Source organism: Ferdinandcohnia sp. FSL W7-1320 (assembly GCF_038050315.1).
In the GTDB taxonomy this organism is placed as follows: Bacteria; Bacillota; Bacilli; order Bacillales; family Bacillaceae_L; genus Ferdinandcohnia; species Ferdinandcohnia aciditolerans.
Genome location: NZ_JBBPAM010000001.1, coordinates 3,968,451 through 3,982,294, shown reverse-complemented (window position 1 = coordinate 3,982,294; position 13,844 = coordinate 3,968,451). Strand labels below are relative to the sequence as shown.

Annotated in this window: 10 protein-coding genes; 8 read left to right on the top strand and 2 right to left on the bottom strand. The window is 36.5% G+C overall.

What is annotated here, in order from left to right:
• Positions 1-18: 18 nt before the first annotated feature.
• From NST91_RS19555 to NST91_RS19520, 8 genes are all read left to right on the top strand, one after another.
• Positions 19-1,263: an MFS transporter gene (locus NST91_RS19555; RefSeq protein ID WP_341332475.1), complete on the top strand. Its 1,245-nt coding sequence runs from the start codon at positions 19-21 to the stop codon at positions 1,261-1,263.
• Between the two features lie 291 nt (positions 1,264-1,554).
• Entirely contained in the window at positions 1,555-2,475 is a 921-nt protein-coding gene (locus NST91_RS19550; RefSeq protein WP_341333567.1) for an ABC transporter permease, read from the top strand.
• Between the two features lie 18 nt (positions 2,476-2,493).
• The gene (locus NST91_RS19545) at positions 2,494-3,369 is read left to right on the top strand and encodes a carbohydrate ABC transporter permease (RefSeq protein WP_341332474.1); all 876 of its coding nucleotides are present in this window, start codon (positions 2,494-2,496) and stop codon (positions 3,367-3,369) included.
• A gap of 36 nt (positions 3,370-3,405) precedes the next feature.
• Positions 3,406-4,518 (top strand): prenyltransferase/squalene oxidase repeat-containing protein, encoded by a 1,113-nt coding sequence (locus NST91_RS19540; RefSeq protein WP_341332473.1) that lies wholly within the window; start codon positions 3,406-3,408, stop codon positions 4,516-4,518.
• A gap of 23 nt (positions 4,519-4,541) precedes the next feature.
• Entirely contained in the window at positions 4,542-6,074 is a 1,533-nt protein-coding gene (locus NST91_RS19535; protein ID WP_341332472.1) for a glycoside hydrolase family 28 protein, read from the top strand.
• A gap of 33 nt (positions 6,075-6,107) precedes the next feature.
• Positions 6,108-7,121 carry an alpha/beta hydrolase family protein gene (locus NST91_RS19530; protein WP_341332471.1) on the top strand — a complete coding sequence of 338 codons (1,014 nt, stop codon included), beginning with the start codon at positions 6,108-6,110 and terminating at the stop codon, positions 7,119-7,121.
• A 38-nt stretch (positions 7,122-7,159) separates the two neighbouring features.
• The gene (locus NST91_RS19525; RefSeq protein ID WP_341332470.1) at positions 7,160-8,713 is read left to right on the top strand and encodes a glycoside hydrolase family 43 protein; all 1,554 of its coding nucleotides are present in this window, start codon (positions 7,160-7,162) and stop codon (positions 8,711-8,713) included.
• Between the two features lie 48 nt (positions 8,714-8,761).
• On the top strand, positions 8,762-10,318 hold the full coding sequence (locus tag NST91_RS19520; RefSeq protein ID WP_341332469.1) for a glycoside hydrolase family 43 protein: 1,557 nt from the start codon (positions 8,762-8,764) through the stop codon (positions 10,316-10,318).
• Positions 10,319-10,346: 28 nt separating this feature from the next.
• Here the strand turns inward: NST91_RS19520 and NST91_RS19515 are convergent, their stop codons facing one another.
• The gene (locus NST91_RS19515; protein WP_341332468.1) at positions 10,347-11,246 is read right to left on the bottom strand and encodes a pectinesterase family protein; all 900 of its coding nucleotides are present in this window, start codon (positions 11,244-11,246) and stop codon (positions 10,347-10,349) included.
• A gap of 16 nt (positions 11,247-11,262) precedes the next feature.
• Complete coding sequence (locus NST91_RS19510; RefSeq protein WP_341332467.1) at positions 11,263-13,566, bottom strand: helix-turn-helix domain-containing protein; 2,304 nt, start codon at positions 13,564-13,566, stop codon at positions 11,263-11,265.
• Between the last annotated feature and the right edge of the window lie 278 nt (positions 13,567-13,844).

The following is a 13,844-nucleotide window of genomic DNA, read 5'->3' as shown; positions in this document are numbered from 1 at the left end:
TTTAGGGAAGTGTACCATATGTTACGCATTGAAAAGGCGAGGAGATTAAATCAACAAGCGGTAATTTCCCTTGTGAATCATGCCATATACCAATTCGGAAATTCGATGTCTTTAATCTTTCTCAATATTTATTTATGGAGATTAACCAATAGTTTATTAATCAATGCAATCTTCAATTTAGTAGCAATTCTTGCCCAGGCAATGACAACATTCTCAATTGGTAAGTTTGCTAAAAGGAAGGGAAAACTACTCGCGTATCGATTAGGTATCTTTATAACTGCATTCTTTTATCTTTTTATATTACTAGCCCAAGAAGAAATCGTGACGTTTTATATCCTATTTGCAATCATGAAAGGCATTTCGCAGGCTTTATATTGGCTGGGATATTTTACGATTGTACATGAGGTTTCAACGGATGAAAATCGCCTCAGGGTATTAGGAATAAATACCATTGTTATGAATGGAACGAATCTTTCAGGACCGGCAATCGCAGGATTTATCATTGGCCTATATTCGGGATTCCAAGGTTATATGATTGTCTTTGGAGCGGCATTTGTAATGTTTGCAATTGCTGCATTGGGAAGCTTAAAAATGAAAAAAGAAGAAAATCATCATACATCCTATTATATGAAATACCTACCAATAATAATTAAAAGGGAACCAGGGTTTAAGAGATCATTATTTGGCTGGTTTATATTAGGTTTTCCACATGGGATATTATCATTTATTCCATCGATATTATTATATGAGATCTTCCTTCAGGAACAAACAGTAGCTAACTTAAACATTGTTTTCCTATCGTTATCAATAATAGCGAGTTATTTCATTTCTAGGTTTGCTCAAGCCGAAGGTACGGTAAAGTATTTACTTATTTCTGCAGTGGGCTTCACACTTTCAGCTATATTTTTACTAGCAGATTTATCGGCTTTAACGGTGATTTTGTTCATGTCTATTTATTCCATATTCAAGCCATTGCAAGGAAATGCATACGAAGCTTTTTACTATAATATGATTGGACATCTCCCTTTAAAGACAAATTTTAGGACAGAAGCAGTTGTATTGAGGGAGACAATAATCAATTTAGGTAGAGGTTTTGGGATAATCATTTTCTTAATTTTTGTTAATGGCATTGAAGCAGATAGTATACCAATCGTTCTGTTTTCACTAGCGGTGTTCCAATGGTTTATCCCATATTTAGCTATAAATAAACAATCATTTTTAACAAAAAAGAGAAGTAGTCCGTATAATCATAATCTAAGATAAATCTTCAAAGTCTCATATACTCTCATTATCTACTGAGTATATGAAACTTTGATTATTTACGATATGAAGAAAGATTTAGAAAATACAGGTATAAGGTTTGTTTCAAATACGGTAACAATGAAATCTCCTAATGTATGATGTATTTGCATGACAAGCCTTTAAAGGCAAATGCATTCAAGATTACGATTATAAGATGAAAGGAAGATGAGGGTGAAGTCAGAAACAGTTGTTGAACAAAACAACCAAACGGAACTAGCATTGAATAAAACAAAGCAAGTTTCTAGTAACGATTTGCAAAGGAGCTTTAAGGCCGAATTAAAAAGGCGGATATTTAAGAATAAACTATTATACTTAATGATCCTACCAGGTGTATTATACCTTCTCATTTACAAATATGTCCCTATGCTCGGTCTCGTGATTTCATTCCAAGATTACAAACCATATCAGGGGATCCTTGGAAGTGATTGGGTCGGATTTGAACACTTTACTCGTCTCTTTACAGATTCAGACTTCTGGATGATTTTTAGAAATACACTTGTACTTTTTGGATTGCATATTTTTATAGCGTTTCCAATTCCAATTATTTTGGCATTAATGCTAAATGAGGTCAAAAATCTTTTCTTTAAAAGAACGATACAGTCACTTATCTATATTCCGCACTTTATGAGTTGGGTAATTATTGTTTCGATAAGCTTTGTACTCCTAACAATGGATGGCGGACTAATAAACGAATTATTGGTAAGTTTAGGAATGGATAAGGTTAACTTCTTAATGAACTCTGATTGGTTCAGACCAGTATATATCATACAAGTTGTGTGGCAAAGTGCCGGTTGGGGAACAATCATTTACTTAGCTGCAATCTCTGGGGTCGATCCTGGTTTATATGAAGCAGCAAAAATGGATGGGGCAAGTAAACTACGTCAAATTTGGCATATTACTTTACCAGCTATTCGTCCTGTTATTATTGTTCTTCTCATTCTAAAAATCGGTGACGTTCTAGAGCTTGGTTTTGAACATGTCTACCTATTATTAAATGCATCAAACCGTAATGTTGCAGAAATTTTTGATACGTATGTATACACAACTGGATTATTACAAGGACAATACAGTTATAGTACAGCAGTTGGTTTGTTTAAAGGACTAGTTGGTTTGATTCTAGTTGTCTTTGCAAACAGAATGGCTAAGAAATTCGGAGAAGAAGGTATCTATTAAGACAAAAGGAGTGAGAGCATGGTTGGAGAAAAACAGATCGGAAGTCGTATCTTTCGATGGGGAAATTATTTACTACTTATAGTAATTGCACTAACAATGGTCCTGCCCTTTATACATGTAATTGCAGCGTCCTTTACAACAAGTGCGGAGTTAGCAGATAAACGTTTTGTCTTATTTCCAACTGTTTTTAGTTTAGATGCTTATAAGTATATTTTCTCAACTAATACAATATTTAAGGCATTGTTCGTTTCAATAGGCGTTACTCTTATCGGAACACTTTGGAGTATGTTCATTTCATTATTAACAGCTTACGGATTATCACGTAGAGATCTAGTCGGTAGAAGACAAATCTTGTTCCTATTCGTATTCACAATGTTATTTAGTGGTGGAATGATACCAACATTCTTAATTGTAAAAGAAACAGGTCTACTTGATAGTTATGCAGCATTAATTGTACCAGTTACAATCAATGTATTTAACATGATTATTTTACGAAGCTTCATCATGGGATTACCAGAAGGGTTAATAGAATCAGCTAAAATAGATGGTTGTAACGATTTTGGAGTACTATTTAGAATCGTAATGCCAATTTCAAAACCAGCTCTTGCAACTGTTTCTTTATTCTATGCTGTTGCATACTGGAACACATATATGCATGCAATCCTCTATATCAATGATGCAGCAAAATGGCCAATTCAAGTTTTATTAAGACAAATTGTAGTTCTTGCGAGTGGGCTTAGCTACGATAGCTCTGAATTTACAAATATTCCACCGCCAGACATTACAATCAAAATGGCAGTAATTGTTGTCGCTACAATACCTGTATTAATGGTTTACCCATTCCTACAGAAATACTTCACAAAGGGAGCTATGCTTGGCTCTATGAAGGAGTAGTCAATATAAACTAAATATAGAAGGTGAGCTACAGAGATGTATTATACCAATTCCTTTAACAAATTAGATTCTTTATTCAATGGATTCTTTGAATGGCTGGCGGGACAATACGATCCGGTCACAGGCGGTTTTTATTATGCAAAAAGTTCTGTTTCTGATAGCTCATTTACGCCTGATATCGAATCAACTGCCCAAGCATTAAACATCTTATCAAGAAATGAATTATTTACTAAAATGCCCGTAGAAGTACGGGCAAAATTTGTTTCTTTTTTCCAAGATAAACAAGACTCAGAATCAGGTTATTTTTTGGATGAAGATCCTAATATGAAGAATGATGAAGTAATGGTTAGCAGAGCCATCAATTATTCATTAAATTCTCTACATCGATTAGGCGGTAAGCCACTATATCCGTCACCAGTAGACCTCAATAAAGCACCAAACTATGTGTATTCCGAAGATGCATATCTAAATAAATGGAAAAGTATTAGTTTAGTGAATAGTTGGCGTGGCTGCGATTTATTAGCATCATCTTGCATGTATATTGGGCAAATGGATAAAGACAGGCAGGAAAAAATGATTAAAGTCGCTGCAAATTACTTAGAAAGCATACAAGATCCCGAGACAGGGCTATGGGGAGAAGGTAGCATGTATGTCCGCATCTCAGGGACATTTAAACTGCACACCTTCTATCATAAGTTTGGTTTACCTATGCCGAGAGTTGAAAAGATGTATCAAAGTATTCTTCGTTGTTTACGGACTGAGTTAGCAAAGGATATGTGCTACATTCGAAATCCTATTGATCTATTATCCTATATTAATCTTGATATACCCATTCATGAACTTGAGGAAATCATTCAAATCACAGTGGATAATATGGAAAAGCTTAAACGTCCGGATGGCGGGTTTTCAAGGGAAATTAAGAATTCACCAACTGCACCAAATATTGCCCAAGTAAAATCTGATGAGTATTATCCAGATATGCCTGTGGCGGTACATCTTGGTAAAGGATTATACGAAGGGGATATGAACGCTAGTACCCAAGCTACACTCATTCGTTTGCAATTGCACAAGTTAGTAGGGATAACGGCAGAACCAATTAAGGGTTCTGAGAATTTTTTTAACCTATTAATAAATAGATTACAAGTATAGCAATATTTGTTGGAGGTAATAGAATGGCGTTTTTAGACATCACACAATTAGGAGCGATTGGGGATAATCGTATAGATAACACGGAAATTATTGCTCAGGCAATTAATCAGTGTGCAGAAAACGGAGGGGGAACTGTTTTTGTACCATCTGGCAACTATTTGACCGGTCCAATTGTACTTAAAAGTAATATTACCCTTTATTTAGAAGCGGGAGCAACGATTACTTTTTCGGATGAATTTGATCGTTATCAGCCTGTCAAGACACGCTGGTCTGGCTATGAATGTTATGGGTATTCTCCACTAATTTACGGAGATAACCTTACGAATGTCGCCATAAAAGGAGAAGGTTCTTTTGACGGTCAGGGAAAAGCATGGTGGCTAATTAATAGACAGCTTCGTGTAGATAGTAAAGCATATTCTTCAAAAACAACAGAAAAAATCGCTCAACTAAATCAGAACTTTATGGAACCTATTGAGACGAATCTCGTAGAATGGGATTCTCAATTCCTACGTCCACCTTTACTACAATTGATGAACAGTAAACATGTCACAATTGAAGGTGTCACTTTAAAAAATTCACCTTTTTGGAATACACACCTCGTATATTGCGATCATGTAACCGTTCATAATGTGACATTTGAAAATCCCGCTGATACACCAAATGGTGACGGCTTTGACATTGATTCTTGTACAAATGTACGTGTTGGAGATTGTCATTTTGCCGTAGGAGATGATTGCCTTGTCATAAAATCTGGCATTAATGAGGATGGACGAAGAGTGGGTAAGCCGACCGAAAATGTGGTTGTAACCAATTGTACTATGCACCATGGACATGGTGGAATTGTCCTTGGTAGTGAAATGTCTGGCGGTATCCAAAATGTGACGATATCTAACTGTACGTTTATTGGAACAGATCGTGGAGTACGGATTAAAACAAACCGAGAACGCGGCGGATACGTGAAAAATATCCTTGTGAACAATATTTATATGGAGGATGTATTCTGTCCAATTGCGATTAATTCATTCTATCGCCATGGTGTAAATGAAAACGATCCAACAGTAAATAGCCCTGAGGCACAGCCAATCACTGAAAAGACACCAGAAATCGAACATATCCAAATTAGTCATATCACTGCTAGAAACTGCCGAGCAGCTGCTGGTTTTATATATGGGCTTCCGGAAAGACCAATTAACGATATTTCAATCTCTCATTCTACCATCGAAATGACGATGGACCCAAATGAAGAGGGCGGAGAGCCAGATATGGTTCAAGAGGAATTAATAATGGTTGGAGCAGGAATTTTTGGAAAATACATTTCAAATTTAGATATCCATCATGTTCGTGTAGAAACGCGTCAAGGTACTGGTCTTCAAATTGAAGATAGTCAGCATGTGAACATCGACCATTTTACTATGAGAAAACAGCATGACTCCTCCCCAGCAGTTATATTAAAACGAGTTGAACATAAAAATGTAGAGGGATATGCTTCACAAATGGCAAATAAAAACTATTTACAAATAGATGAGCAGAGCAATTTATTAAAACAGGATCTATAAAACATGTAGGTTAATTTGATTGGGGGGATTTACATGTGGGTAACCCATCCATTTTTGGATGAATTATATCAAGACACTGTTAAAAGTGATAGAAAAACTTATGATGAAAAATGGCAAACAGTATTAAAAGAAAAATTTCATGAACGAATCGGTACTTTTAAAAATGACGAGCCTCTTCAGCCTACTTTGGTCGAGCAAAAGCAATATGAGCACTATACAAGGTATAGTGCTGAGATTACAACTCTACCAAATGTTAGGATGCAGATGTATGTGTTGGTACCAAATAATATTCACGGAAAAAAAGCTCCAGCAATACTTGCCTTACATGGTCACGGATATGGAAACAAAGATATTGTGGGGCTAGACCCATCTGGAAATGATCGAAAAGGGGAACCAGGATTACATAAGGATTTTGCGGTGGAACTTGTCAAACGGGGATTTATTGTGGTGGCTCCAGAATTAATTGGTTTTGGGGAACGAACCTATTCAAATGATGACCGTACGAACCCTTCTGATAATTCTTGTTATTCACTGGCGAGTCAGTTATTGCTTTATGGAAAGACACTTGCAGGACTTCGTGTTTTTGAATGTCAAAAAGTTTTAGATTTCATGGAGGGGTTAGAAGAAATCGACTCAAACCGCATTGGTTGTATGGGAATTTCGGGAGGCGGACTTGTTGCCGCCTACACCTCTATTTTCGATCAACGAATCACTGCAACTGTTATTTCCTGTTATGCGAATACATTTAAAGGTAGTATCATACACAGAAGGCACTGTCTAGATAATTATGTACCGGGCATCTTGCAAGACGCGGAAATGCCTGAGTTAATTTCATTAATTGTTCCACGACCACTCTTTATTGAAGCAGGAAAACAAGATCATCTCTTTCCAATTAAAGAAACTGAAAAAGCAATTAAGGAGATTAAAAGAATCTATACAGAACGTAAAAGTGAACACTTAGTAGAATCACATCTTTTTGACGGTGGACATGAGATATGTGGAGATCAATCGTTTGAATGGCTTTGTTCTACCTTGGATGTTAGGTAACAATAAATCCAAATATTAGCATGGAGATGATTGTTTACATGACGGAAGCAAAAAAAAGTGTTGTTGATCGGAAGGTTTGGCAAGCAGATTTAGAGAATGGTTTTTATCAAAATCCGATTTTACATGCAGATTATTCAGACCCTGATGTTGTACGAGTAGGAAAAGATTATTATATGGTTTCTTCAAGCTTTCATATGTCACCAAGTTTACCGGTCTTACATTCTACTGATCTTGTAAATTGGAAGATTATTAATCATGTGGCACAAACATTTCCTTACGCTAGTTACGATAAACCACGACATGGGGAGGGTGTATGGGCTCCTAGTATTCGCTTTCACGACGGAAAATTCTGGGTGTTTTTTAGTGCACCTGATGAAGGCATATTTATGAGTACGGCAGTAGACCCAGCGGGGGAATGGACACCATTACACTTAGTTAAAGAAGTCAAGGGATGGATTGATCCATGCCCATTCTGGGACGATGATGGTCAGGCATATTTGGTCAATGCTTTTGCAAAAAGCAGAACTGGTTTCAAAAGCATTCTCCATGTAAGTCGGATGAAACCAGATGGAACAGAGCTTTTAGATGAGGGTATTCATGTATTTGATGGAACACAGCATCATCCAACAATCGAAGGTCCTAAATTTTACAAGCGAAATGGCTATTATTATATTTTTGCTCCAGCAGGTGGGGTTCCAACCGGATGGCAAACAATACTGCGCTCAAGCAATATCTTTGGCCCATACGAGGATAAGATTGTTCTATATCAAGGGAAGACGAATATTAATGGTCCTCATCAAGGAGGTTGGGTTGAGACTGAAACTGGTGAATCATGGTTTCTCCACTTTCAAGATAAGGAAGCATACGGTCGTATTGTTCATCTTCAACCAATGTATTGGGAAAATGATTGGCCAGTAATGGGGCAAAATCAAAATGAGGCAGGAATCGGAGAGCCTGTGATTCAATGGGAAAAACCAAAAGCACAAGCATCTTCAGAGGTTGTTGTTCCCGACATGAGTGATGATTTTACTTCGAATAAATTAGGGCTTCAGTGGCAATGGCAAGCAAATCGTAAATCCCATTGGTACAATATAAAAGACCAAATGTTGAGGCTATATGCTGTTGGCCAGTCTGGGGAAACCAATCTTTATCATATTCCAAATGTTATGACACAGAAATTCCCGGCAGAAGTTTTTAAAGTAACAACAAAACTGACTTTTTCTCCTGAATCCCCTGAAGATCACTGTGGTTTGCTTGTACTAGGAGAACAGTATGCTTCAATTGAAGTGAGGCAACTAGATGGTCAACTTGGTGTTTTTTATGTCAGGGGAAATGAGAAAAATCTTCAAAACGAACAATGTATCGGCGAAATCAAAGGAAATAAACTTTTTTTACAAGTAGAAGTCAATGAAGGTGCGATTTGTAGATTTAGCTTTAGTGAGGATGGGATTAGTTTTGCACAGGCAGAAGACATCTTTGAAGCTACACCAGGAAAATGGGTTGGTGCTCAAATCGGAATTTATTGTTATAACGACAACCATGAGTATAGCAAAGGATACGCAGATTTCGACTATTTTTCAGTTCACAATTAAAAGGGCATTTAATGCCCTTTTATTGTTTTGAAGAAAGGGGAGAACAAATTGTCTACATTTAAAAATCCAATTATTCCAGGATTCTATCCAGATCCGTCTATTTGTCGAGTAGATGATGATTATTACTTAGTCACATCTACATTTGAGTACTTTCCTGGTATACCCATCTTTCATAGCAAGGATTTGGTAAACTGGAGGCAAATCGGGCATGTGCTTACCAGACCAAGTCAATTGAATCTTGATGGAACACCTAATTCAAAGGGAATATATGCAGCAACCATACGTTACCACGAGGGTGTCTTCTATGTCATTACAACCTTTGTAGAAAGTCAAACAGGTGCTAGAAGAAACTTTTTTGTAACAGCTGATAAACCTGAAGGCTCTTGGTCTGATCCATATTGGCTAGAGGACTGTCCTGGCATTGATACATCATTGTTTTTTGATGATGATGGAAAAGTATATGTGACAGCAAATCGACGACCTCCAGGAGGGCAGCTTTATCCAAAACATATGGAAATCTGGTTGCAGGAACTAGATTTAGAGACGAAGCAATTGATCGGGGAGAAATACAGTCTTTGGGATGGGGCTTTAAAGAATGTTCATGCCCAGGAAGCACCACATATATATAAGGTCAATGGCATGTATTATTTAATCATTGCAGAAGGTGGCACTGGTTTTACTCATTCCATTACAGTTGCACGGAGCGAATCCGTTACCGGCCCGTATGAAGGTGCTAAAACGAATCCCATATTGACACATCGGCATTTAGGAAGAGAATACCCGATTTCAAATGTAGGTCACGGTGATATTATTGATACAAACAATGGTGAATGGTGGATGGTTTGTTTAGGTTCACGTCCATACGGTGGTGAATATCGAAACCTAGGTAGGGAGTCCTTCCTCGTTCCACTCAAATGGGAAGAAGGGTGGCCTGTCGTCAATCCAGGAAAAGGCATTATTGAAATGGAAGGAATCAAGCCTAATATCGAGGAGAAAAGATGGCCAACCATACCAGCTTGTGACCATTTTGATTTATCGGAACTACAGATGCAGTGGAATTTCATCCGAACACCAAGAGGTGATTTTTGGTCATTAACGGAACGCCCAGGTTATTTGCGGTTACGATTGAAGGCTGAAACGATCACAGAAACCGTCAATCCTGCCTTTGTTGGTCTTAGACAGCGCCATATAAATTTTGCAGCTCGAACAAAAATGGAATTCTCACCAAACAATAAGTATGAGGCCGCAGGACTTGTATTGTTACAAAACTCGGACTTTCATTATCGAGTAGAATACACACAATCTGAGATCAAATTGATAAAGAGAGAAGCGGGACAAGAAGAAATTATTGCGTCATGTCCTTACCAACAAAATGAAGTTTATTTAAAAGTTGAGGCATATGGTCAGTCCTATCATTTTTATGTAGCAAAAAAGCCTGAACAGTGGCAAGTCTTAAAAGAAGATGTGGATGGAAGAATATTAAGCACAGATATTGCAGGCGGCTTTACAGGTGCTTATTTAGGAATGTATGCAAGTTCAAATGGCACTGAGTCGTTACGCCATGCTGATTTCGATTATTTTGAGTACATCGGATTAGATGATTGATGAAAAAATAAGCTCCCGATTTGGGAGCTTATTTTGGTAACCATTTATCATTCGTATGGAAAATAGTCCCTAAAGAGTATTTTGAAACTTCCTCTTCACTTAATGATTTTGCCCAGCTAACTCTGTGTGGGGAATCACTTCCAGGTCCTGTACTATTCCATTCGGAATACCGAGCTGTTTTTTCATTGTCTTCATTTCGCCAATTATCCCATCCAAGGGGATGAATATGCTGACCCATCCATGTATTGATAAAGACTGTATGGGCAAATGGTCGCCAAGGGCGTCCTAAGTATACTTCAGAGACACCCTTTGCTCCAGTTAGTTTGCAATTTTTGAAAACATACCCATATTCATTTTCCCTAGGAGTTGACGCAGCGGTAATATAGCCTTTGCGAAGACTATGAATCGTACAATCCTCAAAAACAGCGACAGCAGAGCCAAAAATGAAATCTACATGTCCTTCAATATAGCACTCTGAGAAGTATTGTCTTCCCTTAGATGTGTAAAGAGTATCCTGATTTGCTAATAACCTAACATGGTTAAATGTACATTTATCACCAGCTACATAAAGTGCAAGTGCCTGGCCGATATCCTCACCATAACCGGCAACATTTTGAATTGTAAGATGTTTCAATTGGAATAAATCTGCAAACGCTTGGAAAGTAGCTGTTTCAAATGTCCCAATTTCATTCCCATCTGCGTTTTTCATTCTGGCAAATTTACTACCTGAAATAATCGTTTCGTATTCTCCAGCCCCAATGATGGTAATATTGGGTTTATTTTCAGGTACAGTTATGATTTCTTCGTATATACCTTTGTTTACATAAATGGTTACTGGTTCCAGAGGAAAGACCCGAACCGCATCAATCGCGGCTTGAATCGTGGAATAATCACCATCTCCCTGTTGAGAAACTACTAGTTTTTGCATGAACACAATTCCTTTCTTAGGTAGCTCTTATTGACTCACGATATTTACCAGGTGTCGTTCCTTCAATTTTCTTAAAGGAGCGAATAAAGTTTTGGGAGTTATTAAAGTTAAGTTTATCTGAAATTTCTTTCACGGAAATATCAGTTTCAGCAAGCCATTTTTTTGCCATATTAATTCGATACATGGATAAATATTCACTAAATGAAATGTTCATTTCTTTCCTAAAAATACTGCTTAAATAATTCGGATTGTAATGTAACCTATTTGCAATCATATCTAGTGTAATATTGGATTCAAATTCCTCATGAATGATATGAACAATGTTTTCTGAAATAGTTTTGTACTGGGATTCAGCACGGTCATCAATTTTTTGAAGAAGGGGATCAATGATGACTGTGATAAACCAGTCCTTTACTTCTTCTCTAGACTTCAGTTCATAGATTTTTTCAAATATTGAACGATTGTCTTCTAAATCTAATACATTGATTGCCAATGTGTGCATAAGTTCAATTAAATCACTTAATAATCTTACTAATGAAATTTGGTATTGAATATGATTCAGATCCTCAGAGAAAATTTCATCAATTAGCTCATTGAGTAAACGATAGACTTTCTCTTTGTCGTTCACTTTGATTGAGTCGAATAGTTCAGTTTCAAGTCGTTTAGGGAAGTAGGTATGCAAACCTTTTCCGATTTCAAGGTTTTCAAAGAAAATAATCGATTCAGTACCATATTTTAGAGTGTATTTGAGAGCTTCTAGGCTCTCCTTATAACCATTTCTCGTCTCAAGAACATTTATGAATGGTTCACTTATCCCAATACTTACAGGGACACTGTATTCCTCTTTTATTTTTTTCTGAATTTGTTCAGCAAGATCATTTACATATTGATTAAACTCATCCTTCGATTCTATGTTGCTTAATAGGAGGGTAACTTGAGTTTGTTTATTAACTATTGGCAGCATTCGCTCATCACTCGGAATCATTTCTTCAACCAGTCCATTAATAACAAATAATAGAACATCTTCTTCTTTTGGCTTATAAGAAGTCCCATCAAGACTGTCGATTTGAACTGTTAGAACACTGATCCATTTATAATCTAAGTTATAGCCAAAATATTTCATTCGACCTTCTAACTCTTCATCAGTAACATTTCCAGTTAAGAGTCGGTGCATGAAAAATTGTTTGAGTTGATTAATTTGGTTTGATAATGATTTTTCTAGGATATCATTTTGTTTCATCATGTCTTTTACATGGTTTTCTATAAAGACAAATTCATTCATATCTTTTCGTTCTTCTTTATTGGTTAATGAGTGTAAAATTACATTCTGTAATTGTTTAATAGGTTGATAGATTATTCTACTACCAAATAAAGCTAGTAATAATGAAACGCCAGCAATTAATAAGGTGATGGCAAGTGTTAGCCATCCGATGGATCTTGATTGGGCTGTTAGTTCACCAAGTTCAACGACAGAAACATAAGTCCAACCATTATAGAACGATTTTCGATAGGTAAAAAGATAGTCTGTACTATCGGATGCAATCGTAAATTGCCCAGTGTCTTCTTCAAGTGATGTATTTTCAGACAATACATCACTATATTCAAAAGCTTGTCCTACATTATTTGTATCGCTTTGTAAGACAACGGTTCCATTTTTGTCTAGAATATAAAAAGTTTCTAAAGAGTTGTCCTTCTTTAAAATATCGCGAAAACTGCATGTCGGTATATTCGCAATAATCATCCCTGTTTTGTTTGAAGAAATTGCAGGTATTTTCTTAATTAGGTTCAAATTATAGCCGCAAGCACGGGAAGCAGCTTGTTTGTACAAAGGTTCCTTCGATTTTTTTTCTAAAAGCCAGACAGAGCTTGTCTTTAGTGAAAGATAACGATCGGAGATTTCGTTCAGCTGTCCCTCAGATAATCGTTGTAGTCCGTAATTATTAACGAGCCAATTATTTTGAAGACTAATCAGAGCAACATCAGTGAGACGTGTATCGAATGTTTGCTGATGACTAAGATCGTCTCTTAACTGGTTATACAACTGGAATTGTCTTGTAGTAAGTGGTTCTCTTAATGATTCTATAATTTTTGATGAAGATGCTAACTGTGTCAGGGATTGGTCCACTGACTTAATAACCTGCTCGACATTTGTTTGGATTTGGTCCACACTATGTTCTTTTTCTTTTGCAACATAATTCTCCACAACAGAGGTTGAGCGAAGGAATGAAAATATTCCGACAATAATGACGGGAATAATGGCCAAAATACTTACAAATAAAATCATCCTATGGAAGAAGCTTCCGGGTAGCTTAAGTTTCATGTAATCACTCCAAATCTATTCAAATGTGAGGGGATGATTATTAAGTTTGTAACATCCCTGTAATATTCGAATGTCTATTAATTATAAATGTAAGCGTGCATAATTTGAATAATCATTTTGTTACATTGTGTTCATATTATTAGAACATTCCTAATGAATTCAAGGGTATACTGGCCTATTTAAAAGTAAATTAAATGATTATAGTTATTATTATAATAGTATCCTATCATAAAGGCAGGAGAGTTGTTATCGTTTTCAAATTTTACCTATTTCAATGT

Bases quoted from the DNA above. Each gene is read 5' to 3' on its own strand.
- NST91_RS19515 (WP_341332468.1), bottom strand. From the start codon at position 11,246: ATGCAAAAACTAGTAGTTTCTCAACAGGGAGATGGTGATTATTCCACG.
- NST91_RS19540 (WP_341332473.1), top strand. From the start codon at position 3,406: ATGTATTATACCAATTCCTTTAACAAATTAGATTCTTTATTCAATGGA.
- NST91_RS19555 (WP_341332475.1), top strand. From the start codon at position 19: ATGTTACGCATTGAAAAGGCGAGGAGATTAAATCAACAAGCGGTAATT.
- NST91_RS19530 (WP_341332471.1), top strand. From the start codon at position 6,108: ATGTGGGTAACCCATCCATTTTTGGATGAATTATATCAAGACACTGTT.
- NST91_RS19510 (WP_341332467.1), bottom strand. From the start codon at position 13,566: ATGAAACTTAAGCTACCCGGAAGCTTCTTCCATAGGATGATTTTATTT.
- NST91_RS19525 (WP_341332470.1), top strand. From the start codon at position 7,160: ATGACGGAAGCAAAAAAAAGTGTTGTTGATCGGAAGGTTTGGCAAGCA.
- NST91_RS19545 (WP_341332474.1), top strand. From the start codon at position 2,494: ATGGTTGGAGAAAAACAGATCGGAAGTCGTATCTTTCGATGGGGAAAT.
- NST91_RS19535 (WP_341332472.1), top strand. From the start codon at position 4,542: ATGGCGTTTTTAGACATCACACAATTAGGAGCGATTGGGGATAATCGT.